The organism is Cellulosimicrobium protaetiae (assembly GCF_009708005.2).
GTDB lineage: Bacteria > Actinomycetota > Actinomycetes > Actinomycetales > Cellulomonadaceae > Cellulosimicrobium > Cellulosimicrobium protaetiae.
Genome location: NZ_CP052758.1, coordinates 22,707 through 49,011 on the forward strand (window position 1 = coordinate 22,707; position 26,305 = coordinate 49,011).

33 protein-coding genes are annotated in these 26,305 nt (G+C 70.9%); 10 read left to right on the top strand and 23 right to left on the bottom strand.

Annotation, left to right across the window (positions count from 1 at the left end):
- Positions 1-21 precede the first annotated feature (21 nt).
- Positions 22-1,224, top strand: a complete 1,203-nt coding sequence (locus FIC82_RS20065) for a restriction endonuclease (RefSeq protein WP_168732365.1) — start codon at positions 22-24, stop codon at positions 1,222-1,224.
- 49 nt (positions 1,225-1,273) lie between these two features.
- On the opposite strand, the gene FIC82_RS20070 is transcribed toward FIC82_RS20065, so the two are convergent.
- On the bottom strand, positions 1,274-1,852 hold the full coding sequence (locus FIC82_RS20070) for a hypothetical protein (RefSeq protein ID WP_154800632.1): 579 nt from the start codon (positions 1,850-1,852) through the stop codon (positions 1,274-1,276).
- Between the two features lie 154 nt (positions 1,853-2,006).
- On the opposite strand from FIC82_RS20070, the gene FIC82_RS20075 reads away from it, so the two are divergent.
- From FIC82_RS20075 to FIC82_RS20085, 3 genes are all read left to right on the top strand, one after another.
- Positions 2,007-2,381 (top strand): hypothetical protein, encoded by a 375-nt coding sequence (locus FIC82_RS20075; RefSeq protein ID WP_154800633.1) that lies wholly within the window; start codon positions 2,007-2,009, stop codon positions 2,379-2,381.
- Positions 2,382-2,610: 229 nt separating this feature from the next.
- The gene (locus FIC82_RS20080; protein ID WP_154800634.1) at positions 2,611-3,108 is read left to right on the top strand and encodes a DUF6221 family protein; all 498 of its coding nucleotides are present in this window, start codon (positions 2,611-2,613) and stop codon (positions 3,106-3,108) included.
- Positions 3,096-3,869 (top strand): hypothetical protein, encoded by a 774-nt coding sequence (locus FIC82_RS20085; protein ID WP_154800635.1) that lies wholly within the window; start codon positions 3,096-3,098, stop codon positions 3,867-3,869. Before FIC82_RS20080 ends, FIC82_RS20085 begins: the two co-directional genes overlap by 13 nt.
- Positions 3,870-4,393: 524 nt before the next feature.
- Here the strand turns inward: FIC82_RS20085 and FIC82_RS20090 are convergent.
- The gene (locus FIC82_RS20090) at positions 4,394-5,092 is read right to left on the bottom strand and encodes a hypothetical protein (protein ID WP_154800636.1); all 699 of its coding nucleotides are present in this window, start codon (positions 5,090-5,092) and stop codon (positions 4,394-4,396) included.
- A gap of 65 nt (positions 5,093-5,157) precedes the next feature.
- Here FIC82_RS20090 and FIC82_RS20095 point away from each other — a divergent pair, with 65 nt between their 5' ends.
- Both FIC82_RS20095 and FIC82_RS20100 read left to right on the top strand, forming a co-directional pair.
- Positions 5,158-5,328, top strand: a complete 171-nt coding sequence (locus FIC82_RS20095) for a hypothetical protein (protein WP_154800637.1) — start codon at positions 5,158-5,160, stop codon at positions 5,326-5,328.
- A gap of 49 nt (positions 5,329-5,377) precedes the next feature.
- Positions 5,378-5,851 (top strand): hypothetical protein, encoded by a 474-nt coding sequence (locus tag FIC82_RS20100; RefSeq protein ID WP_154800638.1) that lies wholly within the window; start codon positions 5,378-5,380, stop codon positions 5,849-5,851.
- A gap of 82 nt (positions 5,852-5,933) precedes the next feature.
- On the opposite strand, the gene FIC82_RS20105 is transcribed toward FIC82_RS20100, so the two are convergent.
- Both FIC82_RS20105 and FIC82_RS20110 read right to left on the bottom strand, forming a co-directional pair.
- Positions 5,934-6,668 carry a restriction endonuclease gene (locus FIC82_RS20105; protein ID WP_154800639.1) on the bottom strand — a complete coding sequence of 245 codons (735 nt, stop codon included), beginning with the start codon at positions 6,666-6,668 and terminating at the stop codon, positions 5,934-5,936.
- Between the two features lie 106 nt (positions 6,669-6,774).
- Entirely contained in the window at positions 6,775-7,485 is a 711-nt protein-coding gene (locus FIC82_RS20110; protein ID WP_154800640.1) for an HAD family hydrolase, read from the bottom strand.
- Between the two features lie 50 nt (positions 7,486-7,535).
- On the opposite strand from FIC82_RS20110, the gene FIC82_RS20115 reads away from it, so the two are divergent.
- Positions 7,536-7,829 carry a hypothetical protein gene (locus FIC82_RS20115; protein WP_154800641.1) on the top strand — a complete coding sequence of 98 codons (294 nt, stop codon included), beginning with the start codon at positions 7,536-7,538 and terminating at the stop codon, positions 7,827-7,829.
- A gap of 186 nt (positions 7,830-8,015) precedes the next feature.
- On the top strand, positions 8,016-8,384 hold the full coding sequence (locus tag FIC82_RS20120) for a DUF3846 domain-containing protein (protein WP_154800642.1): 369 nt from the start codon (positions 8,016-8,018) through the stop codon (positions 8,382-8,384).
- A gap of 99 nt (positions 8,385-8,483) precedes the next feature.
- Here FIC82_RS20120 and FIC82_RS20125 read toward each other — a convergent pair whose 3' ends face one another.
- The 14 genes from FIC82_RS20125 to FIC82_RS20190 form a co-directional block, all read right to left on the bottom strand.
- On the bottom strand, positions 8,484-8,804 hold the full coding sequence (locus FIC82_RS20125; RefSeq protein ID WP_154800643.1) for a hypothetical protein: 321 nt from the start codon (positions 8,802-8,804) through the stop codon (positions 8,484-8,486).
- Positions 8,805-9,157: 353 nt separating this feature from the next.
- A complete protein-coding gene (locus tag FIC82_RS20130) occupies positions 9,158-9,481 on the bottom strand; it encodes a hypothetical protein (protein ID WP_154800644.1) in 324 nt (107 codons plus the stop codon).
- 5 nt (positions 9,482-9,486) lie between these two features.
- Positions 9,487-10,407 carry an IS5 family transposase gene (locus FIC82_RS20135; protein ID WP_168732366.1) on the bottom strand — a complete coding sequence of 307 codons (921 nt, stop codon included), beginning with the start codon at positions 10,405-10,407 and terminating at the stop codon, positions 9,487-9,489.
- Positions 10,408-10,428: 21 nt separating this feature from the next.
- Positions 10,429-10,749, bottom strand: a complete 321-nt coding sequence (locus tag FIC82_RS20140) for a hypothetical protein (protein WP_154800645.1) — start codon at positions 10,747-10,749, stop codon at positions 10,429-10,431.
- Positions 10,750-10,793: 44 nt separating this feature from the next.
- Positions 10,794-11,330, bottom strand: a complete 537-nt coding sequence (locus FIC82_RS20145; RefSeq protein ID WP_154800646.1) for a hypothetical protein — start codon at positions 11,328-11,330, stop codon at positions 10,794-10,796.
- On the bottom strand, positions 11,327-11,584 hold the full coding sequence (gene nrdH, locus FIC82_RS20150) for a glutaredoxin-like protein NrdH (protein ID WP_154800647.1): 258 nt from the start codon (positions 11,582-11,584) through the stop codon (positions 11,327-11,329). The genes FIC82_RS20145 and nrdH overlap by 4 nt, the downstream gene beginning before the upstream one ends.
- Positions 11,584-11,859 (bottom strand): hypothetical protein, encoded by a 276-nt coding sequence (locus tag FIC82_RS20155; protein ID WP_154800648.1) that lies wholly within the window; start codon positions 11,857-11,859, stop codon positions 11,584-11,586. Before FIC82_RS20155 ends, nrdH begins: the two co-directional genes overlap by 1 nt.
- Before the next feature lie 35 nt (positions 11,860-11,894).
- Complete coding sequence (locus FIC82_RS20160; RefSeq protein ID WP_154800649.1) at positions 11,895-12,632, bottom strand: hypothetical protein; 738 nt, start codon at positions 12,630-12,632, stop codon at positions 11,895-11,897.
- Positions 12,633-12,882: 250 nt separating this feature from the next.
- A complete protein-coding gene (locus FIC82_RS20165; RefSeq protein WP_154800650.1) occupies positions 12,883-13,251 on the bottom strand; it encodes a hypothetical protein in 369 nt (122 codons plus the stop codon).
- A 332-nt stretch (positions 13,252-13,583) separates the two neighbouring features.
- Positions 13,584-13,904, bottom strand: coding sequence for a hypothetical protein (locus FIC82_RS20170; protein WP_154800651.1), 321 nt, complete (start codon positions 13,902-13,904; stop codon positions 13,584-13,586).
- Entirely contained in the window at positions 13,901-14,185 is a 285-nt protein-coding gene (locus FIC82_RS20175) for a hypothetical protein (RefSeq protein ID WP_154800652.1), read from the bottom strand. The genes FIC82_RS20170 and FIC82_RS20175 overlap by 4 nt, the downstream gene beginning before the upstream one ends.
- Positions 14,182-14,505 (bottom strand): hypothetical protein, encoded by a 324-nt coding sequence (locus tag FIC82_RS20180; protein WP_154800653.1) that lies wholly within the window; start codon positions 14,503-14,505, stop codon positions 14,182-14,184. The genes FIC82_RS20175 and FIC82_RS20180 overlap by 4 nt, the downstream gene beginning before the upstream one ends.
- A 226-nt stretch (positions 14,506-14,731) precedes the next feature.
- Positions 14,732-15,517 (bottom strand): hypothetical protein, encoded by a 786-nt coding sequence (locus FIC82_RS20185; protein WP_154800654.1) that lies wholly within the window; start codon positions 15,515-15,517, stop codon positions 14,732-14,734.
- A 241-nt stretch (positions 15,518-15,758) separates the two neighbouring features.
- A protein-coding gene (locus FIC82_RS20190) for an IS3 family transposase (RefSeq protein WP_253691988.1) occupies positions 15,759-16,939 on the bottom strand; the annotation gives its coding sequence in 2 pieces (ribosomal slippage) (positions 15,759-16,652 and positions 16,655-16,939; 1,179 coding nt in all).
- 493 nt (positions 16,940-17,432) lie between these two features.
- Between FIC82_RS20190 and FIC82_RS20195 the strand changes: the two genes are divergently transcribed.
- Complete coding sequence (locus FIC82_RS20195) at positions 17,433-18,203, top strand: hypothetical protein (protein ID WP_154800655.1); 771 nt, start codon at positions 17,433-17,435, stop codon at positions 18,201-18,203.
- 90 nt (positions 18,204-18,293) lie between these two features.
- Here FIC82_RS20195 and FIC82_RS20200 read toward each other — a convergent pair whose 3' ends face one another.
- The 5 genes from FIC82_RS20200 to FIC82_RS20220 all read right to left on the bottom strand — a co-directional run bounded on the left by FIC82_RS20200 (position 18,294) and on the right by FIC82_RS20220 (position 24,712).
- On the bottom strand, positions 18,294-18,980 hold the full coding sequence (locus tag FIC82_RS20200) for a hypothetical protein (protein WP_154800656.1): 687 nt from the start codon (positions 18,978-18,980) through the stop codon (positions 18,294-18,296).
- 267 nt (positions 18,981-19,247) lie between these two features.
- Positions 19,248-19,559, bottom strand: a complete 312-nt coding sequence (locus tag FIC82_RS20205) for a hypothetical protein (protein ID WP_154800657.1) — start codon at positions 19,557-19,559, stop codon at positions 19,248-19,250.
- Positions 19,556-19,879 carry a hypothetical protein gene (locus FIC82_RS20210; RefSeq protein ID WP_154800658.1) on the bottom strand — a complete coding sequence of 108 codons (324 nt, stop codon included), beginning with the start codon at positions 19,877-19,879 and terminating at the stop codon, positions 19,556-19,558. Before FIC82_RS20210 ends, FIC82_RS20205 begins: the two co-directional genes overlap by 4 nt.
- Positions 19,876-21,993 carry a cell division protein FtsK gene (locus FIC82_RS20215; protein WP_154800659.1) on the bottom strand — a complete coding sequence of 706 codons (2,118 nt, stop codon included), beginning with the start codon at positions 21,991-21,993 and terminating at the stop codon, positions 19,876-19,878. Before FIC82_RS20215 ends, FIC82_RS20210 begins: the two co-directional genes overlap by 4 nt.
- Positions 21,994-22,621: 628 nt before the next feature.
- Positions 22,622-24,712, bottom strand: a complete 2,091-nt coding sequence (locus FIC82_RS20220) for a beta-galactosidase (protein ID WP_154800660.1) — start codon at positions 24,710-24,712, stop codon at positions 22,622-22,624.
- Positions 24,713-24,903: 191 nt separating this feature from the next.
- Between FIC82_RS20220 and FIC82_RS20225 the strand changes: the two genes are divergently transcribed.
- A complete protein-coding gene (locus FIC82_RS20225) occupies positions 24,904-26,217 on the top strand; it encodes an ABC transporter substrate-binding protein (protein ID WP_154800661.1) in 1,314 nt (437 codons plus the stop codon).
- Positions 26,218-26,305 lie beyond the last annotated feature (88 nt).

A 26,305-nucleotide genomic window follows, 5' to 3' on the forward strand; every position in this document is an offset into this window, starting at 1 on the left:
TCGCGGCACCGACGCCGCATCGTGCTCGCGGACTGGCGTGACGCGGAGGAGCTCGCCGCCTGGCACATGCGTCGCAGCGGGTTTCCCGAAGCGGCGGTCACGGGAGCCGGGGCTGACAAGGGCATCGACGTTGCCGACACGACGCGGCGTGCGGTCGCGCAGGTCAAGCACCTCGGATCCCCGGTCGGTGCTCCCGACGTGCAGCGACTCGTCGGCGCCGGACACTTGCTCAGCGAGTACCGGCTCTTCTACTCGCTGTCCGGGTACACGCGGCAGGCGGTCGAGTACGCGCACGGCGTGGGGGTGAGCTTGTTTACCTACTCGATCTACGGCGACGTGACACCCGCCAACGACTACGCGCAGGGTCTCCTCGAGGCAGCGGTCCGCTGGGACGAGGGCCCCGCGCTCGACGAGGACGACGACGTCACGCACCTCGGCGACCGGATCGCACTGCGAGGGGATCTGACCGAGGCCGAGAACCACGACCTCCTGGTCTTCTGCACCCGAACCGCGCTCGACGCGCTCCTACCGCACGCCACGACGACGGAAGACCTCGGCGACATCGCCGAGCTGAGCGGGGAGAACCCGCGACTGGAGCCCCTGGCGCGGCGCTACCGCGACGGCGTGCTTGGCCTCACCAGCGACGTCATCGACTGCCTGCACGAGTCGAAGGACCAACACTGGCCCTCGTGGTGCGCCATGCTCGAGGACTGGCTGGAACGGATGCGCACCCTCGAGCTCCTCAAGGGGGCCCTGGAACGGTCAGACCGGTGGGACGACGTCGGCGACGTCGAGGAGCGCTACCTGCCGCGTTGCCCGAGCGGCGAAGACCTGCTGTGGCACTGGTGGGAACACCGGAAGCCGACCGTCGAGATCGACACCGAAGACCTCGGTCTGCTCTTCAAGCTCGCGCCGGCTCCGTTCACCTGGACGCTCCCCTCCGCCGAGAACATCACAGGCCTTCGCCGCGTGCTCAACGCGCACCGCGTCACCGATCTGCCGTCCGACCGCAGTCGGATGAGCGAAGCGCAACACGATCAAGACGACCTGAACTGGGACCTCGACCGACTCGAGCGATGGGCAGGCGACGGCAAGCTGCACGTCGTGCGCGCCATCGTCGACGCGCAGCCGTTCGCCCTGACACGGGAGCAGGTCATCGACGTCATCGAGGAGTCGCAGAGCTCGAAGAAATACCGCGCCGGCGAGCGCCGCGCACACGTGTAGCCCCCATCCCGCGGCTGCTCCGTGCCACCCGGCCCTCGATCGCGGGGACTCACTCTGCGGCCGCAGCGTCCTTGATCGCCCGGTCGAGCTCGGCGTAGGCGGTCGGCCCACCGGTCTGCTCGCTCACCCACGCCAGCGACATCGCCGCGCCCGCACGATCCACGACCACCTGGCGCGGCAGGACGTAGAACTCCCACTGCGCCACGTCGAGGACGTCGTACGCGGCGTGCTCGCGCGCGGTGTGAACGCACAGCACGTACACGTCGGCGTTCCACCCCTGCTGGCCGCGGTACTCGCCCGTGGCGTGGTCCCACGAGTCCGCGGCCTTGATCTGGAACGAGCCGAGGCGGACCTGCTTCTGGGCCCACGACTGCAGGTAGCCGCGGACCTTCACCTCCACCCGCACGCCGTCCGGCGTCAGGACGTCGTACGCGTCCCACTCGACCCTGTGACCGCTCGCGCCGACCGCACGCGCGACCAAGAACTCCGCCAGGTAACCGCGCACGTTGTTCATCCGCAGGTCGTTCATCGCGAAGCGCCAGAAGTCGAGCACGCTCGCGTCCACGCCCACGAACCGCTCGGAGCCGTCCAGCTCGACCGGGCTCGGCACCACCGTCTTCTCGTCCACGACCACCATCCAACCGCTCGCGAGCTCCAGGCCGCGAGCGCCGAGCGGGGAGGACGACGATCCGGCTGTCGGTGATCCCGGGCAGACTTGCCCGCGGCACGGAGCGCAGCAGGTCGTCGCGCTGCTGGCCCACGAGGACGCGAAGGAGCCGACCATGGCTGAGGAGACCCTGCCGACACTGCCCGAGCTCACGCACATCCTGCCCGTGCCGAGGTCTTCGCTTGTGGCGGCGTTCGCCGTGGGGGCGACGACGGAGGCCCTCGCGCAGCGCGCCGTCCGGTCCCTGTGGGACTCCCTGCGCGACGTCGGCACCTTGCACGTGCTCGTGACCGTGCAGAAGGTGCGGCAGCGCAAGCCCTACCTGCTGGTGGGCCGGTGGGCGGGCGTGCAACGGTCCCAGACCGGCGTGGGCCTGCTCGTCGACACGGAGCGGTCGGTGTCGCGGCTCGTGGTCGCACTGTCGACGGTGGACGCGATCGCGGTGTGCGCCGTCCCGGCAGTGTCGGACTCTGCGGGCGAGCAGCCGTGATCTAGCTGCGCCGCCCCCCGGCAGGACGGGCCGCTGTGCGCCCGATGCGGCCACTGCTACTGCTTCCCGTGCCGGACGAAGCGCCTCACGCGCGCCGCGCGCGGCTCGTGGCTCGCACCTCCCGACGGCGGCTACCACGGGTGCGCGCCCGCTGGACCGAAGCGACCGCTACCGCCCCCCAACCCCCACCGACCACCCCTGCAACACCCCACACGAACGGAGCACCCAGATGAGCACACCAGACAGCACCCCGAAGGCGACCCGCCGGCCCATGGCGACGTCCCAGCCGAAGGCCACGAACACGACGCCCAAGGCGACGTCCATGACGCCTAAGGCGACCTCGCGCCCACCCGCGAGCACGAGCACCGACGCCCTCCTCACGTTCCTGCGCGCCCGGCTCGACGAGGCCGAGGCCGTCGCGCTCGCCGTGCCCGTCGGGGTCATCAACCGGCCCCCGGCACACCTCGACGTGAGCAAGCACGCGCCCGACGGCGGGCGGGTCCTCATGGGCACCGGCCCGGACTTCGAGGTCCCGACGCCCGAGCACGCCGCGCACATCGCCGCGCACGACCCCGCCGCCGTCATGGCCGACGTCGCCGCGAAGCGCCTGATCGTGGATGCGCACGCCGACGGCGACACCGACCCGCACGTCACCGGCTGGGTGCTGCGCTGCCTTGCTTCCGCGTACGCCGAGCACCGCGACTATGACCGGGCGTGGGCGCTGTGACCGCCCCGACGACCCCGGTCCCGTGGGACGAGGCCCGGCTCGCCGCGCACGAGGAGACGCTGCGCGGCTGGCTCGAGGAGGGCGTTCCGGGGCCGTGGGCAGACGCGCTTGAGTGCGCGGCCGCCCTGCGTTCTGCGAAGGGGACCGTTGACGGAAGGCTCGACCAGCTCAGGGTTGCCCGCCCGGAAGGGCCCCACGAGGACGAGGAGTACGCAGAGCGGCTGCGCGCCGCGTGGGCCGCGCTGGACGGCCCTGCGAGTATCTACCTCGAGTTCAAGAGCGGCCGCAGGTCGCGCGGCTACCCGTGGTTCGGGGTGTCCGATGGCAACCCCGCGACACTCGATATCGGCCCGGAGCAGTACGCCCGCGAACACCAGGACGTCGCGCTGAGCAGCAACATCGTCTCGTGCCTCATCTTGCCGGACCCCGTCGTGCTCCCGCCGGGGCACGGTCTCATCGCGGAGATCTCCACTCAGCACCTCGAGTGGCGCAAGGCGTGGCGCGTCCTCAACGCCCTGTACGAGGCCGTGCCTGCCGGGTCGTGGGTCACCATCTACGGGAGCGCGAGCGGCCCGTCGCGCGGGCCCTGGCTCGGCCCGGGGACGTTCGGGCAAGCGGGCGAGCCGGGCATCCGGTTCAACCCTCTGCCGGGCCGTCGTGACGGCAAGGTCTCGGTCGTGACGCTCGCGCTGCGCGAGATCCGGCACCTCCTGGTCACGATGCCCCCGCCCGACGAGCGTCCGGCCTCGCAGCCCGTCTGACCGGGTGCTGACCCACGCCCGGCCACCGCCCACCAGCGGTGCGCCGGGCGTCGCCGTCCACAAGCACGACCGCAACGGAGGATTCAGCCTCGCCGGGCTGCCTCACTGGACGAGCACCAACCCGCACGACCCCTGGCGCAAAGCGACCGCGCCCCGACCCACGGCAGACCCGTAGATCGGGGCGGAGCCCGTTGAGCGCGCTCACGTTCCGGCTGTGAATCGCTGCCCGGTCGACCAGGACGGGTAGGTACCGAGTGCCTTCGTCGTCGGGCGGTCGTGCGCGGGCAGCGGGTAGCACCATGCGCAGGTGTGCGGGTGTTCGACGACGTCGTGCTCGTGGGCTTCCTGGTCCCCGATCGAGATCCCGGCCTGGCACGCGTGAAGGCCGGCGCGGTGGTCCTCGGCGCAGCCCGGGCACCAGCCGACGCAGGTAGGCCAGTCGTGCAGGTCGCATCGGGCGTGCCAGCGCGGCATCCGCGGCGGCAGCTGGAGCCCGGTGGGTCGGGCGGATGCTGCTGCCTCGCTCATCGGCTGCGGACCGTGACGGGGCGGGCGCCCGGGTTCGCGACGACGAGGTCTCCGTCCGTCGTGAGCGCCAGACTGTAGTGGCCGTCGGCATCGCGCTCCTCGACGAAGTCCTCGCCCCCGCCCTTGAGCCCTGTGCGCACCGTGACGTCGCGGCCGCGAGGGCCGACGACGAGGAGTTCGCCGCTGGCCGTGACCGAGATCTCGTACACCCCGGCCATCTCGGTGCGGTGCACGATCTCGTCGCCCGCCGGTTCCAGGAGTTCGGTCAGCTCGGTGATCTCCTCCCCCAGCCCGACGTGCTGCACGGGCCATCCCTGCCCGCGAACCCAGGCGTACGGCTTGGCCAGGCGGCGCCCGATGAGATCGTCGGCGCCTTCCATCTCGCGAGTCAGGAACCGGACGCGGCCGTCCTCGGGGTCGACGGCGTGCCCGGTGATGCTGCGGACCTCGACGACGACGTTCTTGCGGACCGCGAGCAGGACGTCAGCGTGTGCGAGGAGCTCGGCCGCGGCGGGCGAGGTGTCGAAGTCGGCGCCGAACTTCACGTGGCGGACGGGCCAGGAGCGCTCCACGGACTCGAGCTTCTCGGCGCTGCTGCCGTTGATGGGGTATGTCTGGGTGACGTTGACGAGGATCGGCACCACTACCTCCAGGTGTACTTGACGCGCGATGTTGACTCCCAGCGTCTCACACATCGCGCGCGATGTACACGCCCCCGAGAGAACCTCCGCCCGTCAGCGTGTACCCCTACGATCAGGGCGTGCTCGTCCGTGCCACCATCCAGCAGATCCCGCCCGACAACGCCCGCACCTACGACCTCGAAACCCGCGACGTCGTCATCGACGACGCCGCCTCGTACGAAGAGGGCAAGGCCCGGATCGCCCCCGAGGTGCCCGAGGGGTGGCGGGTCATCGGCTACTCGACCTGGTAGCTCACGGCTCACGTGGTCGCACCCTGCGACCGGTGGCAGCATCGCAGGCATGAGCCGAGCCGAGGATGGACGCTCCGCCCGCGCACACGTCGTCGCCGCGACGTTGGGCGCGCTGGCCCTGACGATCCTCGGAGGGTGCGGCGCCAACGAGGCGCCGGCCGCGCAGTCGCCGTCGGACCCCGCCTGCACGCAGGCCAGCGGGGAGCAGGTCGACCAGATCACCGCGACGTTCATCGCGCCGGTCGACGTCGTCGCCGCCTACTCGGTGACCTCCACGGAGCACGACGACCTCGTCTTCGTCACGGTGGGCACCGACGGCTTCCCCGACGAGGTCTCCCACAAGAGCGGCGAGTTCGCCGGCCCGACGTACGCGTACTCGGCCGGCGAGCTGCTCGCCGCGAGCGGGCAGGCCTCGCGCTACTCCCCCGACCTCCCGAGCCTGAGCGACAGCGGAGACCGCTCCGTCGTCTACGACGACGCCGCGAGCGACTCGTTCAACTGCGTCCGCGACGCACTCGGCTGAGACGTCGCGGTTGACGACGGCGGGCCACCCAGAGCCGTCTGAGCCGGGCGCACCCGTCCCAGTGCTGTCCGCTCGAGTCCGCCTAGAGGTGGCGCAGCCACCGGCGGAGCAGCGCGCGTACCACGAGCGCTCCCACGCCGACCGCCAGCGGGCCAACCGCCTCGTGCAACTCGGCGTCAGGACCACTCGGCACGAGGGCCTGGCACGAGATCCCGACCGCGAAGACCAGCCCGACGATGCCGACGACCAGGAGCGCCTTGACCAGCCAGCCGGCGAACCCGCCCCACGCCTCCACGACCTCACCCCACGCCTCGGCGGGCGTCTGCTCAGCCGCGCGGGCTCGCGCTTCGCCGAACGTCGCACGGGCGGACGCGCCGGCGCCTGGGGTCGCGCGAGCGGTCATGCTCGTGCGAGCCCTACGGGGTGCGGCCCGCCGCGGTGCGGCGCACTCGAGCTCGCGGGCGTGGCCGTTGGCCGCGGTGACCTCCCCGCGCACGGAGTAGGTGAACAGCGCGATCGCCATCTCCTCGGCGTACGCGGCGGCCGGCGGGGAGTACCCGCTGGCGGAGAAGAACGCGAGGGCGAGGTGGTGCTGGGCGCCGCGGGCGCCGACGAGCCGCTGGAGCAGCGGGCGCCCCACCACGGCGGTGAGCTGCTTGACCTCGGCCAGGATCCGGCTGGACCGGACATCGACGCCACCGTCGGCACTCGCGGGCGTCAGCTGCGCGTCGTCGAACCCGAGCTCGCGCAGGTGCCAGACCGCGCACTCCTCGGCCTCACGCGGGGTCGTGATGTGCTCGCCCGGCCTCCATGTCACGCCCGAAGGCTACAAGCCCGACGGCCCAGGGAACCCCAGGACGTCGGCGGCTGCCCCCTCCTCACGCCACGACATGCTCGCCGGCCAACTACCCGTAGACCTGGCGCTAGCCGACCAGGCGCAGCGGCCCGCGCCGCATCGAGACGGCCAGCCGCGCCTGCCCCTCGACCGGGTCGGCCAGAAGGCCGCCTGGCATCGGCAGCGTGAGCGTCCACCGGTCCGTGATGCCGCGGGCCGTGCGGGCGACGTCGAGCTCGCACCGTCGGAGGTAGCCCGCGCCGGCGCCAGTGCCGGACCACCGATGCCCGACGACGTCGAGGCGCACCGCGGCATGCTCCCACGCGCTGACAGCGACCAGCCCGGAACCGCGCTCGCGCGCCCGGGCGAGCAGCCGTCGGCGCTCGGACGCCGTGAGCCGGGCGTCCGGCCCGACGACGACGTACGTCATGCCGTCGAGCAGCGCCGCGACGACCCCGGCGGGATCGTCCCCGGCGCGCGGCACGAGCGCGACGCGCTCGAGCGCCACGCCGGCGTCGGCGGCCGCGAGCATCCCGAGGTCGGGCGCCCCCACCGCGGCGAGCCAGTCCGAGGTGCCCTGCGACGTCGCGAGCAACGCGAGCAGGAGCGACGTCGAGCCCGTCACGACGCTGGCCGCACCACGCGGCAGACGCCCGTCGTCGAGTATCGCGCCGAGCGGGCGCGAGCCGTCGTCGAGGTCTACGACACCCGGCGTCGACGCGCGCACGCCCGTGCGCAGCTCGGCGCGACGCAGGGTCGCGCGAGCCACCTCGAGCGGGTCCAGCGCGGTCGTCGGCACCCTTCCAGGCTACGCCGTGGTTCGAACTGGTGTTCGAATACGATTGTGTCGTGGGTACTCGTCGACGTCCGCCTCCGGGCGGCTGGCCGTCCGGCATCGAGACGGTGCCGCTGCGTGACCATGCCGAGGAAGCGCCCGAGCTCGCGCGCCGCGGCGTGGCGATCGTGCGCCCGCCCGAGGGCATCCCGGTGCGCGCGTGGATCACGCAGCGCCAGAGCGGCGAGGCCCGCGTCGACGGCGAGGCGGTCGCGTGGGCCGGCCGCCAGGTCCACATCCGCTACATCTCGCGCGAGGGGCGCGAGGGCTGGGCCTGGCTCTGGGCCGATGCCGTCGAGCGCCGCTGACACGCGGCTTGATCGTTGCCCGGGCGGGTCACCATCGAGAGGCCGGCAACCCATGGCCGGGTCGGGCGCCCCATGCCGCCCGACCCGGCGGTCGGTGCGGTCCGAGCGTGGGTGGTGGGCGGTAGCGTTGGCGGTACCAGCACATCGGCGGACTGACCATCTGCCCAGATATCCCGTGGAGGGATCATGTCGAACACGTCGTTTCGCGCCGTCACGATCAGCGCTGAGTCCGAGCCTGCAGAGGTCATCTGGGACGCCTCGGGCGGCCTCCTGAGTCACCTTCAGAGCGCGGTCGGGGGGTTCGTGGACGTGGTCCGGCTCGGCCCGAACCTCGACATGTGGGTCAACGACGACGGCTTCGCGCTCGAGCTGCCGCGCAACGTCGCGGCGACGGGCATCGCGTGGCACTACGGCTTCCGCCACCAGATCTACGTGGGCCCGGCGGTCTTCACGGGTGGAGTGGACGAGGAGGGCGAGAGCCTGCCGCTCGCTCCCGTCTCGGCGGCTGCCCTGGTCGAGATGGCGGGCAAGGTCTTGCAGGGCATCGCGCTCTAGCAGCAGACGCGCGCGGCGGCTGGCGTCCCCCTCGCCCGTCGCCGCGCGCCTCCCCCGGAGCACCCCATGCCGTCGGTCTCGGTGGCGCGGCCTGCTCGCCTACCGGCGCAGTGGCGTGCCGGTCTGGACTGGGCCGAGGGCTGCCCGGACCGTTGCGCCGGTCATCGTGCGGTGCTCGAGGAGGGCTGCCGTGAGGGATGCCAGATCCTCGCTGCGGGTCGTGAGGATCTGGTCGGCGCGCGCGCGGGCGGCGGTGATCAGTGCGTCGCTGTTGAGGGGGCCGTCGTATCCCGTGGGGGTTCGCCCCGTCGCGATGATCGTTGCGGTCAGCTGGAGGACTTGCGCGATGTCGGCTCGGGAGCCGCTGTCGTGGACGTCGTGGGCGTGGTCGGTGCTCTGTCCGGCGAGCAGGGCGGTCATCTGGATCCATGCGCCGTCGTGCGCGGGCGGGAGCGGCAGAGGCAGGACGAAAGCCGCGCGGCCTCCGGAGTCCCCGTGGGCTTCGATGGTGACGTTGGTGACCGTGCAGCCGAGCTCGTGAGCGACGATGGCGTGCGCGGCTTCGTGCCGTGCTCGTCGGGGCAGGCTGTCGTCTGCTCCGATGCCCTGCTGCCAGGTCGGGTGCCACCGGGACGCGTAGTCGACCGCTTCGGCGACGGAGGCCGCGGGATCTACGCGTGCGAGGACCCAGGCGACGAACGCTTGGTCGCGGTACGTCGCGAGCAGGTGCCCGTAGGCGGGGTGGTGACCACTAGGGCCTGTTTCGGAAGTGGTCAGCGGTGGCTGATCCAGTCCAGGAGGTGGCTCGTGATGGTGGTGTGGTCTGCCTCGGTGGTCGTGGTGTGCTCGCTGGTGGCGGCGTCGTGGTGCTCGATCTCGTAGCCGCCGAGTGCTCCGGGGCGGGTATGGACCGAGATCGACCAGTCGATGTCCTCGTCGTCGGGGTAGATCACGAAGAACGTGTTGGTCGTGGCGTTCAGGTCCGCGAGCATGCCCAGGATCTCGACGTGGCCGGGGTCCTGGACGTAGTCGCCGTCCTCGGTGTCGGCGTAGCACGGCGGCCGCTTGGACAGCCAGGACGGCAGCGAGTCGTTCACACCGCTCAGGATGCCAGCGCCTGGCCCGCCCGGACGACGGCGGTGATCCAGTCGTCGAGCGCGGCGACCTTGACGGTCGCCTCGTAGCGGAGCTGGAGCTTGTCATACCGGGTCGCGACGGCCCGGTGGCGTTTGAGGCGGTTGAACATGCACTCCACCGCGTGGCGGGCCTTGTAGTCCTCGTAGTCGACCTTCGGTGGGCGACCACCTTTGGAGCCCTTCGCGAGGCGGTTCGCGCGGTGGTCCTTCTTGTCCGGGATCGTCGCCGCGATGCCCCGCCCACGCAGCCGCTTGCGGTTCGCGGCCGAGGCGTAGCCCTTGTCCGCCCGCACCCGCTCTGGCCGCGTCCTGGGCCGACCGCCGCGCCCGCCGGGCCGCTTCACGCGGATCTGGTCCAGGACCGGCCCGAACTGTGGGCTGTCGCCCCGGTGGCCGGCGGTCACGACCATGCCCATGAGCTTTTGCCCCTGCTCGCACGCTGCGTGGATCTTCGTGGTCCACCCGCCCCGTGACCTGCCCAGCCCATGATCTGCGGGCTCGACCCCGGGCGACTCCTTCTGCCCGGCCGGGTCCCGGCGGGCGCCCGCAGCGTGCTGGTGCGCGCGGGCGATCGTGGAGTCGACCGAAACCTCCCAGCAGATCTGTCCACCACCGTCAGCCAAAGACCGCAACGCGTCCAGCACCCGGTCCCACACCCCGTCGCGCTGATAGCGACGGAACACCCGATACAGGCTGGACCACGGCCCATACCGGTCCGGGACATCCCGCCACGGGCACCCCGCCCGGGTCCGGTGACGGATCCCATCGACCTGACGACGCAGATTCCGCGCAGGACGCCCCAACGACGCGACAGGCAGCAAAGACTCGATCACCGCCCACGCCGCATCACTCAGATCATGCCGCCCCGCAACCTCAGCCACGACCACGCAGCATGCCGAACCCGCAGGTCAGACACCACTTCCGAAACAGGCCCTAGTCGCCGCCACCGCCAAGTGCCGGGTGGGCGCAACTGGGAAGCCGCTGGCCTGGGCGTGATAGCGGTGCCGCAGCAGGACGCGCGCCGCCACGACCCCGATGAGGACTGAGCCGAGGAGGCGGACGAGTTCGTCCTGGGCTCCGTCGGGTAGGACCGCGGCACTGCGGACGATCTCGACGAAGACGGTGCCGCCTCCCAGGAGCCACGTCAGGAAGACGACGAACCAGAGGACGAGGAGCCGCCAGGTCTCACGGAGCCAGTTCAGCAGGGGGTCGAGGAGGAGAGCGCGCATCGGTTGCCCTTCAGTAGTGGTGGCGGCTCGTGGCCTGTTGCGGTTCAGGCGTGGCACAGCGGCAGGTGCTCGCGGACGACGTCGACGAGCGCGCCGGCATCGAGCTGGTCACGGCGGGGGTGCGCGCGCTTGTAGGCGTCCACGCGGGCGGCGACCAGCGTGGTGTCGTCGGCGGGGAGCACGCCGGTGTGTCCGTATAGGGCGTAGCGCCGCACGGCGTCGAGGTAGGACGCATGCTCGCCGTCGTCCCAGAGGATCGCCTGGGCCACCAGGATGTAGCGGGTGGGGCCGAGTTCCCAGCGCGCGGGGTCGAGCCGGGCCGAGGTGACGGGCAGGTTGCAGAGGCTGAGCTCGGCGGCGCCGGCCTCGAGGAAGGCGTAGCGGGCGAGCTCGCTGAGGAACATGGGCGACAGGCTCGGGTCCTCGATGGGCACGCCGTAGAACTGGACGCAAAGGCGGGCGCCGGCGAGTGCTCGGCTGCCGCGGAGCGCGGTGCGGATCTCGTCGACGTCGTGCGCGCTGGCCACGTGTGATGCGTGGCTGACGAGCGCGGGACGGGGCAGTGTCGTGGTCGTGGTCATGACGCCTTCTCCCGGGAGCTGAGCGCGTTGATCCGGTCGGGGCGGAAGCCCGACCAGTGGTCGTCGCCGGCGACGACGACCGGCACCTGCAGGTAGCCGAGCTCGCGCACGCGCTCGAGGGCCGCGGCGTCCTGGGTGACGTCGACGACGGAGTACTCGATGCCCTTCTTGTCCAGGGCCCGGTAGGTCGCGTCGCACTGGACACAGGACTTCTTGCCCATGACGACTACGTCGGTCGTGGCTCCGTTGACCATCAGACGCTCACCTCGGCGAGACGGAAACGCTGCTCGGCGCTCACACCGGGCATCCCGACGCGGGTGCGCGCGCAGGCTTCGCAGAGCACGGCGCTGTGCTGGTGGACGCAGCTCGCGCACTCCCACACGGCGAGCAGGGTGGCAGGGTCTCCGCACTGCCACTGGCCGTCGCCGATCTGCTGGGAGTTGGCGCCGGGCCGGTCGCCGTCCTTGGAGCTGTGGATGCAGGTGCACCGCGCGGTGATCGTCGCGGGCTGGGATTCGATGAGGCTCATGTCAGGTCGCTTCCTTCGGGACGGGTCCTGGTCGTTCACCGGTGGATGAGGGTGATGGGGAACGCGCCGGGGGTCGTGCCGGTGATCTGGTGTCGGGGTGCCCAGGTCACGACCCAGCCGGGGTCATGGGAGGCGATGCGGTGCAGGACGACGGCGTGGGTGTGTTCGACGTCGTCGACCTGCAGCGGCTGGATCAGGTGGTCACGGGTGAGGTCGACGTCGTAGTCCGTCACCGCGGCCGCGAAGCGCGCGGGGTCGTGGTGGCCGAGCGCCCAGACGGCGGCGTCGTCGAGGTCTTCCTGTAGGTCGATGCCGCGGAACGTGCCGAGGGGTGCGAACTCCTCGGCGTTCGGGGCCGGCAGCGCGGGGCCGGGCAGGCCGCTGGGTGTGATGGTGCGGACGGGGCTCGCGGGCGTGTGCGTCTCGTGGATCTCGATGGGCAGGTTGTTGCGGTGGGAGACCTCGACGCGCAGTCCTGGAGCGTTGTCGGCGTGGCGCAGCAGGGCGTCCAGTAGACGCTCGCATCCGCCGGGCTCCTCGATGTCCCAGCCCTGCCCGATGAGGTTGCAGGGGCCGCGCACGCCGCGCTCGCGGTCGATGATCGTGTAGAGCAGCTCGCCCTTGACCCGGAACGGACGCTGCCTGGTCAGAACGGTGAAGCGGGTGTCCGTGGCGCGCACGTCCCACCACCAGGTGCTCTCGTCGGACGGCCGGGCGAACCGGACGCGCTCGCCGACGGCGAGGGCTGGTGCGGTGACGGTCGTGGTGGTCATGCGGGCGCTCCTTCGTGGGTGGTGTCGGTGTGGGGGTCGTGCGCGGCCGCGAGCTCGCGAAGGCGTCGGGCTTCGCCGGGGTGGCCCTCGAGCTCGAGGACTCGGGCGGATGCCCGGCACGCGATCGCGTACCGGGTGCGGGTCGTCGTGTCTCGGACGCTCGGGGGCGCGCCGAGTCGCGGCGGCGCAGCCGCCAGCGGCTGCGTCGCGGCGGCGCCGGCGTCGACTACCAGCCGGGGCGTGACCGTGGTCATCGCACACCCCGGGACGGAGGCCGCGGGGCGCCCGCGAGCGCCGGGTGCTTGGCGGGGTGCCTGATCAGGGCGCGCAGGCCTTCGGAGAACAGGACCGTGATCGCGGGGATCGTCCAGAAGAAGATCGGCGTGACGAGCAGGAGCATCGTGATCAGGACGACGAGAGCGAGCCAGCCGAGCTGGCCGCGCCGGCTACGCGGGAGGTGGGTGCCGTACCAGACCCATGCGGCCAGTGGTGCGGTGACGAGCAGGACGGGCAGCGTCGTCGACACGAGGGCGCTCGCGAGGCCGAACTCGGCTGCGGTCGCGATGACGGCCGGGATGGAGAGCAGGGGCAGCACGCCGAACACGATCAGCCCGAGCACGAAGTTGATCCGCCACCACACGGACGCCCGGGCTGGTCTCGGTGGTACCGCGGTCGGGGCGGCACTGGAACCTGCGCGGGCTTCGTGCGTGGGGACAACGGCTCGGCCGTGGGTCGCTCTGAGGTTCATCGGGTGCACCTTCGTCAGGGGTTGCTCTCATCCCTGGAAGGTGCGTGAGGATGCCGGCGTGTGACGGGACGGGTGCGCCCAGCCTGCGCCGTCGACGCGGGTGACGAGCGAGGGGGCCGGGCCTCGTTGAGGTCCGGCCCCCTCGGGGTCACCGTGTTCTGCGGGAGTCTTGGACCAGCTGCCCGTGGGCTCGCTGGGTGGCGTCAGCCTTCGTTCGAGGCCAGCGGCGCGGGAGCGTCCTGGCGCGGCTGGGGGTGCTGGGCCTCGTGGGCGCAGGCGATGCAGACGCGCGCGGTCTCCGGTTGTCGCTCGAGTCGGTCGGCCACGTGGTGTGGGTCGGCGAAGGCGAGGTCCCAGCCCCCGGCGAGGTCGCGCCCGCACAGTGCCTGGGTGAACAGCCCGCCGCCGGTACGCAGGGGCTCACCCGGGGTGAGTGCGCGCAGGTGGTTGGGCGTCAGGGCGCCGGCGGTGGACGTCTCGCACCAGGCGAGTCGCTGGCGTGCGCCGCGGCGGCCGTGCTTCACGAGGTGGCCTGCTTCGCCAGGCGCGCCTCGTCTGCCTCGGCGGCCTCCTTGGTGAGGCGCTCGAGCGAGGCGTTGGCGACTCCCCACGCGACCGCGTGCTGCGCGTCCGCGGCGAGCGAGGAGTAGCGGCGCGAGCTGGGCAGGGTGGCCGGGTCGGCGTCGACGGCGGCCTGGTCGATCTTGTCGGCGATGGCGCGCAGGTAGGCCGCGGTGCGGCGCATGGACCGCTGGAGGTTGGCGGCCATGACCTGCTCGGCGTCGAGCGGGGTGTTCGTGGTCATGACGCTGCGCTCCAGGGGGTCTCGTCGGGCTGCTCGTTGGCGGGTTCGGGCTCAAGGTACTGCTGTTCGAACTGGGCGAAGGTCTGGCGACCGTGGTTGGCGAACCACTCGCGCAGCTCGGGCGAGGCGTAGGCGTCGACGCGTACGCGGGGCCCGTAGAAGAGGCTGAAGGGGTCGATGCGGGCCTCGCGCCCGCGCGCGTTGAGCAGGACGGTGTTGCAGTCGTTGACGGCGGCCGCGTACCGCGCTTCGAGGAGGTCCTGGAACTGCTCGCGCACCTGGCGGCGGTAGTCGAACGCGGCGCGGATGATCGCGCTCATGGTCGCACCAGCTGATGGGCGCCGGCCCGCGTCGTCGTCGAGCGGGTGGCTGGCCCGAACATCCGCGGGGCCGGGCCACCGGGGACCAACCCGATGGTGCTCCCGGCCCCGACGGATGACAGGCTGAGGGCGGGTACCACCCCGCTGGTCTCAGCCCGGGGAGTCGGACGAATCCGACCGTGCCCAGTGTACGGGCGGTGCCCCGCGCGAGCGGCATCGCAGCGGGTCATGCCCGGCTCCGGTGCTCGACGAATTCGCGGTCGGGGGCCTGGATCTGGTCGGCGAGCCAGGGGCGGCACGCCGGCCAGAAGAGGGCGAGGGTCTGCATCTCGAGGGAGGTCAGCGCCTCCCAGACCGTGTTGTCCGGTTCACCATCCGCGAGTACGAACACGCCAGAGCGCGGTGGGAGGTCCGCGGGGACCCGCACGGCAGCGGGAACGGTGACCACGACGATCGGGGCGCTGATCCAGTGCTCTCGCAGCTCGTCCGGTGCGACCCACGTCAGGCCGGGGACCTCGGGGTGCGCGCCGTCGAGCGCGACCCCGATGGCGTGCCCGTCGCGGCGCTGGGGCCGGGTCCAGGACCAGGGCGCGTCGGAGTACCCCTCGAGGCGGTGGGTGGCGGCGGTGACGATCGCGGCCAGGAGCGACCGTGCGGTGCTCTGCGGCCATGTGGGGCTGGCCGAGCACACCGCCTGCGCGGCGTGGGCCGCCTTGATGACCTCCACGGGCACGAGGTGCTCGACCGGGCGGTGCGTGTACGGCACCGGGTGGCCGCGGTCCACCAGGCGCGTGCGGCCCTGGTCGGACAGCCAGCGCACAGCTGCGCTGTTCTCGGCCTGCAGCAGCCGGCCCGCCTCGGTCGGCGATGCCGTGAGCGCGTGCTGCTCCACGGTCCCGCGCGCGAACGCGGCCGTCGTGCGTGACGCGAGCACGTGCCACGCGGCGGCCGCGGTGATGAGGAGGTCGATGTGGTCGTTGCTCAGAACAGGGGTCGGGCTGGTCGTCGCCATCGGGATCACTTCCGAAGGTCGCGGGCTGGTCGGGCCCTCGAGCGGGTGGTGGCTCCACCTTCACACCGCTTGCTGCGGACCGTCCACCCGCTGTGGGTCGTACCGGCGACATGTTGCTCGGCCGATGACGCTACTTTCGTTTCCCCAGTCCGGGGAGACCACCCCTCACAACACGAACCGAGGTGGGCTGCTGGATATTCGCTCGGTCTATGGGGCTGCTGCATGATTCCGTGACAGTTGGTTAGGCAGCTTGGTCGGCGGCCTGGCTCATGATGATCTCGAACTCGATCGGGGTCAATCGTGCGAGTCTGGCCTGGCGTCGGCGACGGTGGTAGGTCCGTTCGATCCAGGTCACGATCGCGATCCGCAACTCCTCTCGGCTGGTCCATCTCTGCCGGTCCAGGACGTTGCGCTGAAGCAGGCTGAAGAAGCTCTCCATGGCGGCGTTGTCACCGGCTGATCCGACCTGGCCCATGGATCCGCGCATCTGGTGGCGCCAGAGGGACTGCTGCAGCTTTCGGCTTCGAAACTGGCCGCCGCGGTCCGAGTGCAGGGTGCAGCCGGCCACGCGCACCCCGCGCCGCGAGACCGCCGATTCCAGGGCGTCGACGGCCAGCTGGGACGTCATGCGGTCGGCGATGGAGTACCCCACGATCCGGTTCGACCACACGTCCTTGACCGCACACAGGTAGACCTTGCCTTCGCCGGTGGGATGCTCGGTGATGTCCGTCAACCACAACCGGTTCGGGCCAGGCGCCGTGAATTCGCGACGCACCAGGTCATCGTGCGCGGGCGCGCCGGGCCGCCCATTCTTCCCGCGGCGCTTCTTGCCGAACACGCACCACCACTGGTTCGCCGAGCAGATCTTCCACACCGTGCGCTCACTGACCTCGTGCCCGGCCGCGTTCACCTCGTCGAACAGCAGCCGGTAGCCGAACTCGGGGTCCTCACGGTGGGCATCGAAGACCGCGTTCGCGAGATACGCCTCCTCGAGCTCGCCGCCGGTGACCGGCTGGGCGAGCCAGGCGTAGTAGTGCTGGCGGTGGAGCTTGAGCACCCGGCACGCCACCGCGACCGGCACCCTGATCGGGGCACCGGCCGCGGCGAGCTCTCTCACGAGCGGGTAGAGCCTTTTCCCGGCAGCTGAGCCTGGGACAGGTACGCCGCCGCCCGCCGCAGGACCTCGTTCTCCTGCTCCAGCAACCGAATCCGACGTCGAGCCTCACGCAACTCCCGTGCGTGCTCCGAGGTGACGCCGGGCTTCACGCCGTCCTCGACATCGGCGGCACGCAACCACTTCGTGATCGTCATCTCATGGACCCCGAAGTCCTGGGCGATCTGTGCCAGCGTCACACCGGGACCACGGTTCCGGGCGACCCGCACGACGTCCTCACGAAACTCACGGGGATAGGGCCTGGGCACAGCAACATCCTTCCAGCCTGCTCGGCGAGCAAGCGATCTGAGATGTCACAGATCCGTGCAGCAGCCCCTATGTCCGCCGCGGCGCGGCCAGTAGCGTGCCGAGCGCGCTGGTCTTGTATCCGTGCACGACGGGCTTCCTTCTCAGGGTCAACCAGCCAATCTCGACCCTTGTACTTCCCCTTCTTGCTGTACTTGAGCTTGCACGCTACGCACAGCGACCGGAACTCAGCGCGTCCGACTTCGATCGCGCGTTCGTCGTCGAACCGCTCACCGTCAGCTGGAGGCGCCCCACACAAAGCGAGGCCACCCGTGTCAAGCTCGTGAAGTCGGTGCCCCTCTCGGAACCACGTCCGCTCCTCCATGGCGTTTCAGATTACGCCGGGCCATGCTCTCTTGCCGGTCCCTCTTCGGATAGTTCACCCGCGCGATCGCCAGGCCGGTCCGTCCTGCCTGGTTGGATCACGACATGAAGATCGCGCGCCCGCTTGTCGCCTTGACCCTTCTCGCTGTGCTCTCGGCCTGCGGGTCGTCCTCGGAGCAGGCTGCGTCGACGACGCCGAGCGAGGCCGCCACGACGCAGGCGGCGCCCCAGACGACGCCGAGCCCGACGCCCATCACACCCGCCAAGGCCGGCGCTGGCGATCCTCTGACGTTCCTGTACAGCTGCGGCGACTTGCTCACGACCGACGTGGTCGAGGCCCAGGCCAAGGGCGGGTGCCGCGAGGCCGAGGCCTGGGGCGGGACGATCAGCGCGGAGCAGCAGGCGATCCTGGACTTCTTGGGCCCCGCCGGTCTGCTCGAGGACGAGGAGCGCCTGGTCTCGCTGTACTCGCACTGCGCGTACGAGGACTTCGAGAACGGCTACTACGGCCCGAAGATGGACCACGCGGCATCGAACTGGGAGGCCGCGAAGGCTCTCACGATGGCGTGCACCGAGCACCCGATGATCGCCGAGCTCACCGCTGAGGTCGACCGTGTCGCCGAACTCCCGCACATCAAGAACGAGCGCGAGGACAAGGTGCGCAAGGAGAACGGTCAGCTCATCGAGGCCGGGTCGTACCTGGTGGGCACCGAGATCCCCGCGGGCGTGTGGCAGACCGTCTCGGACAAGGTCTCCGACTGCTACTGGGAGATCAGCGACGCGCAGGGCAACACCATCGACAACAATTTCATCAGCGTCTCCCCGCAGCTCGAGGTGACCGTTCCCGAGAGCGCCGCTGGGTTCACCACAAGCGGGTGCGGCAAGTGGCGTTGGCTGCGCTGAGACAGACCGACTCGCGGAGGCATGCGCTGACACTCGGCGCGGTCTTGCTCACGGTCGGCGTCACCCCATCGATGATCGCCGCCGCAGTAATCAGAGCCACCGCCCGTCGAGCGAAGAGGGGACCGGGCCGAGGAGGCGCAGGACGTCGATCGTCTCGATCATCTCCTCACCGTCGCCGGCAGCAGCACGCACCTGTTCGACCGCCGTGGTGATGATCGGGTCGATCGCAGTGAGCCTGGAGGACGGCTCGCGCTTGATCCGGCGCGCGATAGCCAGGTCCACCGCCGCGGCCAGGCGCGCGGTCGCCGCGAGGCTCGACTCGATCATCGCGGCCAAGGCGCGCAGCTGGCCCAGCCGGACGTCGGCGCCGCCGAGTGCGCCCTGCGCGATCACCAACTCGACCGCCAGGGTGTGCAATCGCGCTTGGACAGCGGACCCGTTGCGCGACTCGACCCCGACCTGCAGCGCGGTGATCACCACCTGGAGATCGCCCACCGCACCCACGAGCTCGTGCTGGGCAACCTCGATGCCCTGCCGGGTGAGGGTGAGCTCGTCGCGGAGCTCGACGAGGTGCTGCAGGTCGGCGCCGATCTCGTGCCCACGCCGCGCGAGGTTCTGGGCGCGGCGCCCGCGGCGTAGTGGACTGCGCCGACCAGCGAGCAGGCGCACGGTCGCGCTGGTGCGGTGACTCACCATTCGAAAGCTCGACTCGGTGGCGTACTGCGGCGACCAGGCGCGACCCATCGCCGTGTGGAGCGCCTTGATCGCGCGCGCCACGGCGGCGATCTCGCGCGCGCCGACAAGCCAGATGAGGTCGGTGCTGGTGGAGTCGGCCAGCGCGGCCTGGACGAGACGCGTCGACGAGGAGGCGTCCTCGTCGACGACGCTTGCCCCTGCCCGCGGCTGCGGCTCGCGTCCGTGGTCACGCTCGAAGCTCATGGGTTCTCCCGAAGAGTCGCGGGCTGGTCAGGCCCAGGTGGTGGTGGGGTCCAAGTTGGCACCGCTCGCCGCGATGCGTCTACTCGGTGTGGGTTGTCCCGAGCGTCAGCTCGCCAGCGACCTGGGCGGGTGCCCCGGCACCCACGCCGGCGGCGTCGCCTTCCCGTCCTCCCACGCCTGGCCGGCCGCGATCCCCGTGTACCGGTCCAGGCGCGCCCAGGTCTCGCAGGCCTGGACCATGGGGCACTCCGAGCAGAGCTTGAGGAGCGGTTTGGCCGCGCGCAGCGCCGCGGTCTGCGTCCTCGCCGCCGCGTGCTTGGCCTCCTGCTTGGTCCACAGCTCAGCCTCGTCCTTGCACTCGGCGGCGCGCAGCTCGCGCGCCGCCGCCCGCGCAAGAAGCACCGTGCTGCGGCTCATGCCAGGTGCTCGCGACGACGGAGGCGAGAGATCGCGCGGACCGCAGCGCTGACGCTCAGCACGACGACGCCGAGCAGGACCCCGCCGGCGATCGCGATCCGCGGCAGGTCGAGTCCAGCGCCGTCGCTCGCTGGGAGCACGAGCAGCGGCTCGGCACTCGCGGCGACCAGGATGTTGTGCTCGATGAGCCACGTGACGCCCTTGAGCCACAGGAAGCCAGCGGATCCGGCGATGGCGCCGAGGGCGACGAGCGCGGCGTTGATGACGATGAGCTCGTCTTCTGGGGTGTCGGCGAAGCCGTTGCCGTGCGTGTTGCTCATGAGGCCTCCTCGGGTCGGCGGACGGAGATGTAGGAGTCGGAGGACACCGAGAGCGATCCGCGCTCGTCGGCATCGCTGCGCCAGGACAGGGCGACCAGGCCGGGTTCGAGGACGTCGTCCTCGGGGTCTTCCTCGACCACGACCCACTCGCCGGGTGCGTCGTCGACCTGGATGAGGTCGCCGATGGACACGTCGTGGGGGCGCATCTGCAGGGGTGCGGTGTAGCCGGTGTAGTCGTCGAGGTCGACGATGACGGCGTAGTCGTCGACGTAGCTCTCCTCGGTGGGGCCGGAGCTGAGGAGGCGGGGCGCGGGCGGGGTGCCGAATGCGCGCGTGCGTCCGTCCGGGCGCAGCCCGAGCACGGCCATCGTCGAGGAGGCCTCGCGGGCGTCGTCGGCCGACCGGCGTCGGGCGCCCTGGACGACCGGGTCGAGGTCAGGCCGGTGCTCAGCGCGGACCCACTCGGTCATGGCGTAGTCCCAGAAGCCGAGCTCTTGCCCCTCGTCCTTCTGCGCGGGCGGCAGGACCAGGAGGCGGGGGTGGCGGGCGCGGGTGGGACGCAGGCGCTCGCGCAGGCGGCCCTCGTCGCTGTCCTCCGGTGCGGTCATGGAGGGGAACCGGTAGCACTGGACCTCGACCGGGAGGCCGTCGGCGTTCGTCGTCATGGCGCGCTGGCGTGCGCCGCGCGGGATGGTCGTGCCGACCGAGGGGTTCTGCCACATCATCATGGCGCCCTGCGGGTCCAGTCGTCCGACGGAGATGCGCTGGCCGAAGTTGGACCGCGCCTCGCCGCCGTCCTTGCTCCCGAACAGGGAGACGTCGGGGCGCTGCATGGTCTGGATGATGTGGATCCGGGCCGTGCGCGCCTTGCGGGCGAGGGAGGAGTGTTCGCGCAGTGTGGGCGGCTGGGTGGGGTCGCCCTTCTGCTTCACGGTCCCGTACCAGCTGAGGAGCTCGGCGACGAACTCGGTGAACTCGTCCAGGATCACGACGAGGGGTTCGAAGTCCTCGACCCGCACGCCCTCCTCTTCCATGAGGCGGTAGCGCTCTTCCTGGAGTCGCCAGACCCGGTGGATCATCGCGACCTGCTGCGCGACGGTGGTCGCGACGATCTGCACGTTGGGCCAGGTGCGGTGGTGGAGGAACTCGACGCGCTTGCCGTCCAGGACCCACACGGGCCAGCCAAACTGGGTGATCTTGCCCAGGATCGCGTGGCCGGTGGAGGTCTTGCCGGTGCCGGTGCCTCCGGTCATGAGGACCTGGGGGATCCGCGCGGGCTCCCAGAAGATCTCTTCGCCGTCCTCGTCGACGCCGAGGGGGATGCGCACCTGCTCGTAGTTGGACAGGAGGTCGTCGACGTCGTCGGGCATCTCGGTGGGGAGCCAGATGCTCGTGGGGAGCGTGGGGCGCTGCTCGAAGCAGACCGTGTCACCCTCGAGGTCCCACTTCGCGCGCCACCGGCCCGGGAGCATCGTCGACATGGTCCGCTCCACCCGGGCACGGGCGCCGGCGGCGGTCATCTTCTCGGCGGCCTCGTGGCGGATCGTGATCGACAGCAGCTCCTCCGCGTCGTCGAGCTCGGCCCCGAGCAGGGCGACCGAGGGGTCGATGAGCTTGGTGAGCGCGCGCTCGGCGCGCGTCTGGGCGTAGGGGACCTCGATATCGTTCACGACCGTGGTGTCGAGCCCGACCCAGACGACGCAGTGCAGACGGTCGTGCTCGACGACCTTGTACGGCACGAGGAGCCGGCGCTGCAGCACCTCGGCAAGGGCGGCCGCCCACTCGGGCGACTGGTCCTGCACCGTGGGCGAGTAACGGAGGCGGATGCGCTGGGGCACCCCGGGCCACCCCCGGGTCCAGTGGGAGAACTTCACGACGGCCCGGTCCAGCGCCGGGACGCGCAGCACGGAGCCCATGCCGTCGGCGGCCAGCGCCTCGAGCACACGGTCCTCGAGGTCGCGGCGCTCCTTGGCCCGATGGCCGGAGGCCGCCACGGCTACTCCCCCGCCGACGCCTGCGATCAGGGCCGCCGGGGCCAGTCCGGGGTACCCGAGCAGCGGCGCCGCGCCGAAGCCTGCGATGCCCGCGGCCGAGAGCAGGAAGCCGTCGCGCACGTGGGTGTAGGTCCGGGGTCGGACGCGGGCGGCCGGCCGAGGCAGTTCTGGTGCGACAGCTCGTCCAGGTGCTGGTCGGCGGGGTGCCGTTCGGGCCATCTGCTGCTCCTCTTCCGCTGGGGTTCTTCACCATGGGAAGGTGTGCGCGGAGGGTCTGTGTGACAGCCGGAGGCGTAGTGGTGTGCGTGTGGTGGGAGCCCGTTCACGGATGTCGACATGCAGCGCAGATTGCACGGACACGCCGCCCTGTTTTGCACGACCCCGGGCGTGTTGCAGGTCGTGCGCAAACTAGGTCGCATCATGCCTGCCCAGCGGGCTGTCAGCGTCGACGACGGATCCTGCGGAAACAAGCCACCCAGTCACCGATCGGCCAACCTGCCCGGTCTTTACTCCTCGGTATTGACCCAGGATCTGAGTGTTTGGGAGCACGGAAATCATCGAGCGAGGCGCCGTCGAGCGGTGGCCCTAGAAGTGCCTCCGCACTGTGCAGCTCTCGACATTCCTTGGACGCGCGTGCAGAGGTATGGCCTTTCACAATCCGTCCGACGCCGAAGACACTGCCGCTGTCGGAGTGCGGCCCGAAGGTCGTGCCTTCCCGACCGCGGCAGCGCCGTCGACTCACCTCGGGCTAGACGTCGCCGACCCTGAGAACGCGAACGGCCCCTGCTGGCACGTCGATCGCTCCGTGCAGTTCCTCCATCGTGACCACGTCGCGTGCGCCCGCAGGAAGGCTCTCTAGCTTCGCATCACTCGGGGCATGGTTGATCGCGAACACGTACTCGGTCGCTCCCCTCCGTCGTCGCACGACCTCAAAGTCGGTCGGCAGGTCGGATGCGGTGATGCCCGCGTCGGCGTAGATCCGGTTGAACACGGTGGCCAGCGCTTCGGCGTCCAGACGAGTGGACAGGTACCACGCGGTGCCGGCACCGCGGCGGTTGCGGGTGATGGCCGGTGCGCCGTCGGCGGGGCCGCCCTGGTATCGGCCGACGACGTCCGCCGTTTCGACCACGAGGTCGTCTGCCCACACGTCAGCCGGCACGACGTCCGGGTCCAAGGCTCCCTCAGTCGCCTCCGGTGACATGAAGCGGACCTTGAGGGTCTCGCCTGCGCGCAGCGGCAGGAACTCCTCGACGCTCACACCGAGGACGGCGCGCAGCGGGCCGAGGAACCCTCCCTGGTGGACGGCGTCGTTCTCGTCGACGATGCCGGAGAAGTACGAAACCAGCAGCGTTCCCCCGGCGTCGACGAACCCGGTCAGATTGGCCGCGGCCTTCGCGGTGAGCAGGTACGACGCAGGGGCGAGAACGAGCTTGTAGCCGGAAAGGTCCTGCTCAGGGTGGGCGAAGTCGACCGTGATGCCGTCGCGCCACAACCGGTCGTAGAACGCCTCGACCCGCTCACGGTGGTCGAGGTCGACGCTCGGTCGCCACTCGAGGTCCTGTGCCCAGAACGACTCCTGGTCCCACAGGATGGCGACGTCGGCATGCACCCGCGAGCCACGGACCTCACCCAGAGACGCGAGGGTGCGACCGAGCTCGACAACCTCACGCCACACCCGCGTGCTCGTGCCGGAGTGCGGGAGCATCGCGGAGTGGAACTTCTCCGCACCCGATCGCGAGGCTCGCCATTGGAAGAACATGATGGCGTCGGCACCGCGGGCGGTATGCGTGAGGGCGTTGCGGGCCATCTCCCCCGGCCGCTTGGCGACGTTGCGCTCCTGCCAGTTGACCGCGGAGGTGGAGTGCTCAAGCAGCATCCACGGCTTGCCGCCCGCCACGGACCGGGTGAGGTCGGCCGCCAGCGCGAGCCCCACGTGGTTCCGCGGGTCGGCCGCGGTCAGGTAGTGGTCGTTGGAGACGATGTCGACCTCGCGTGCCCAGGCCCACAGGTCGGTCGCGGGGCACGAGGCGGCCATGAAGTTGGTCGTGACCGGGCGGTCCGAGTGGGCCCGGATCGCTTCTCGCTCGGCGACGAAGCACGCGAGGAGGGCATCGTTGGTGAACCGGGCGAAGTCCAGGCGCTGGGCGGGGTTCGCGACCGTGGGGGTCGCGGCGGGGACGCCGACGTGTGCCCATTCCCCGTAGACCTGCCCCCAGAATCGGGTTCCCCAGGCGGCGTTGAGCGCCTCGAGCGTGCCGTACCGGCGGCGCAGCCACAGCCGGAACGCCGTCTGGGACGCGACGGAGTAGTCCTCGGACACCGGTGCGCCGTACTCGTTGTGCACGTGCCAAAGGACCACCGCGGGGTGCTTGCCGTACCGCGTGGCGAGCTCGGTGGTGATGCGCTCCGCCGCCGCCCGGTACGCGGGGTGGCTGGGCGAGGCCATCCCACGGGATCCAAAGCCCAGGACGGTCCCCTCGCGCGTGACCACTCGAGCATCGGGGTGGGCGTGGAAGAACCACGCCGGGGGCGATGCGGTCGGCGTCCCGAGGTCGACCTTGATGCCGTTGGCTTGCAGTAGGTCGATGACCCGGTCCAGCCACGCGAAGTCGAACTCACCCTGCCGCGGCTCGAGGAGCGCCCAGCTGAAGATCCCCACGCTGACGAGGTTGACCCCGGCTTCGCGCATCAGGGCGACATCCTCGGCCCACACCTCCTCAGGCCACTGCTCGGGGTTGTAATCACCCCCGTAGACCAGGCCCTCCATGCCGGACAACCAGCCGTCGAAGGTCGGTCCCACCGGACGCACGACGGGCGCGGGGGGTGTGGTCGAAGACATCTGCGGCTCCTCTTGGTGTGCACGATCACAGGTCTGTCGCGGCGTTTCGATCACATAACACCACGGCTGCCCGTGTTGACAAGCATTGGTGGACTCATCGTACTGTGACCGTGCACAGAATCGTGCACAGCCGCTCAGTGAGCGGTTCGGGGGTCGCCGTGACGCAGCGGGGACCAGGACGAGGAGGTCACATGCGCCTGACGACAGGCACCCGGATCGCGGCGTTCGCCGCCACGACCGTCATGCTCGTCGCGGCTTGCTCGGGGGGCAGCAACGGCGGCGGCGGCAGTGCTGAGGACCCGGTCGAGCTCACGTTCTGGACGTGGGCGCCGAACATGGACAAGGTCGTCGAGATCTGGAACGAAGACCATCCCGAGATCCAGGTCACGGTGAACAAGCAGGACGGCGGCGACCCGGCGGTCACCAAGCTGCTGACGGCGATCAAGGCGGGCTCCGGCGCGCCGGACGTGATGCAGGCCGAGTACCAGAAGCTGCCGACCCTCGTGTCGGCCGACGCGCTCGCCGACATTTCAGGCATGGTCTCCGACGACCTGGCCGGGGAGTTCCCGGACAGTGTGTGGAACTCGGTGACGCTGGGTTCGGACGCGGTGTACGCGGTTCCGCAGGACTCCGGTCCGATGCAGTTCTACTACCGTGCGGACGTGTTCGAGGAGCTCGGCCTGGCGGTGCCCACGACGTGGGAGGAGTACGCCGACGCGGCGCGCGCGATCCACGCGGCGGATCCGTCGAGGTACCTCGGGACGTTCTCGGCCAACGACGCGGGCTGGTTCACCGGACTTGCGCAGCAGGCCGGTGCGTCCTGGTGGGCCGTGGACGGTGACGCGTGGTCGGTCGACATCGACGCCGAGCCCACGCAGAAGGTCGCCGAGTACTGGGGTGGTCTGGTCGAGGAGGGCGTCATCAACAACAAGCCGATGTACACCCCGGAGTGGAACGCGGCCCTGAACGACGGCTCCGAGGTCGGCTGGCTGACCGCGGTCTGGGCCCCAGGTGTGCTGGCGGGCAACGCCGCCGACACCGAGGGCCTGTGGAAGATGGCCCCGATGCCGCAGTGGGACCCCGCCGACCCGGCGACCGGTAACTGGGGCGGGTCGGCCACGGCCGTGGTGAGCCAGTCCGAGCACCAGGAAGCCGCCGCGCAGTTCGTCGAGTGGCTCAACTCCGACCAGGCTGCCGTGGACGCGCTCGTGGAGCAGGCGGGCATCTACCCGGCCAACATCCCCGCGCAGGAGCAGGCGCTGTCCGAGCCGCCGGCGTTCTTCGCGAACCAGCCTGACTTTTACGAGATCGCCGGCCAGACCGCGCAGACGGCGAGCCCGTTCACCTACGGGCCCAACGTGAACGTGGCGTTCTCCGCCTACAACGACGAGTTCGGCAAGGCCACGGAGTCGCGCTCTACCCAGGCGTTCGTCGACGCGGTGACGGCCATGCAGAAGGTCACCCTCGACGACCTGAAGAACCAGGGCTTCACGGTCAACGAGTGACCTGTCCCGCCCGGGGTGGCTGAACCTCGGGCGGGGGCCCGCATGCTGCGCGGACGGGTCGCTTCCCTCGCGACCCGTCCGTGCCCCG

Coding starts and splice junctions, on each gene's coding strand:
- FIC82_RS20075 (WP_154800633.1), top strand. CDS start 2,007: ATGGCTGAGGAGACCCTGCCGACACTGCCCGAGCTCACGCACATCCTG.
- FIC82_RS20080 (WP_154800634.1), top strand. CDS start 2,611: ATGAGCACACCAGACAGCACCCCGAAGGCGACCCGCCGGCCCATGGCG.
- FIC82_RS20090 (WP_154800636.1), bottom strand. CDS start 5,092: ATGTGTGAGACGCTGGGAGTCAACATCGCGCGTCAAGTACACCTGGAG.
- FIC82_RS20100 (WP_154800638.1), top strand. CDS start 5,378: ATGAGCCGAGCCGAGGATGGACGCTCCGCCCGCGCACACGTCGTCGCC.
- FIC82_RS20120 (WP_154800642.1), top strand. CDS start 8,016: ATGTCGAACACGTCGTTTCGCGCCGTCACGATCAGCGCTGAGTCCGAG.
- FIC82_RS20125 (WP_154800643.1), bottom strand. CDS start 8,804: ATGACCGCCCTGCTCGCCGGACAGAGCACCGACCACGCCCACGACGTC.
- FIC82_RS20140 (WP_154800645.1), bottom strand. CDS start 10,749: ATGCGCGCTCTCCTCCTCGACCCCCTGCTGAACTGGCTCCGTGAGACC.
- FIC82_RS20145 (WP_154800646.1), bottom strand. CDS start 11,330: ATGACCACGACCACGACACTGCCCCGTCCCGCGCTCGTCAGCCACGCA.
- nrdH (WP_154800647.1), bottom strand. CDS start 11,584: ATGGTCAACGGAGCCACGACCGACGTAGTCGTCATGGGCAAGAAGTCC.
- FIC82_RS20155 (WP_154800648.1), bottom strand. CDS start 11,859: ATGAGCCTCATCGAATCCCAGCCCGCGACGATCACCGCGCGGTGCACC.
- FIC82_RS20160 (WP_154800649.1), bottom strand. CDS start 12,632: ATGACCACCACGACCGTCACCGCACCAGCCCTCGCCGTCGGCGAGCGC.
- FIC82_RS20175 (WP_154800652.1), bottom strand. CDS start 14,185: ATGACCACGAACACCCCGCTCGACGCCGAGCAGGTCATGGCCGCCAAC.
- FIC82_RS20180 (WP_154800653.1), bottom strand. CDS start 14,505: ATGAGCGCGATCATCCGCGCCGCGTTCGACTACCGCCGCCAGGTGCGC.
- FIC82_RS20185 (WP_154800654.1), bottom strand. CDS start 15,517: ATGGCGACGACCAGCCCGACCCCTGTTCTGAGCAACGACCACATCGAC.
- FIC82_RS20205 (WP_154800657.1), bottom strand. CDS start 19,559: ATGAGCCGCAGCACGGTGCTTCTTGCGCGGGCGGCGGCGCGCGAGCTG.
- FIC82_RS20210 (WP_154800658.1), bottom strand. CDS start 19,879: ATGAGCAACACGCACGGCAACGGCTTCGCCGACACCCCAGAAGACGAG.
- FIC82_RS20220 (WP_154800660.1), bottom strand. CDS start 24,712: ATGTCTTCGACCACACCCCCCGCGCCCGTCGTGCGTCCGGTGGGACCG.
- FIC82_RS20225 (WP_154800661.1), top strand. CDS start 24,904: ATGCGCCTGACGACAGGCACCCGGATCGCGGCGTTCGCCGCCACGACC.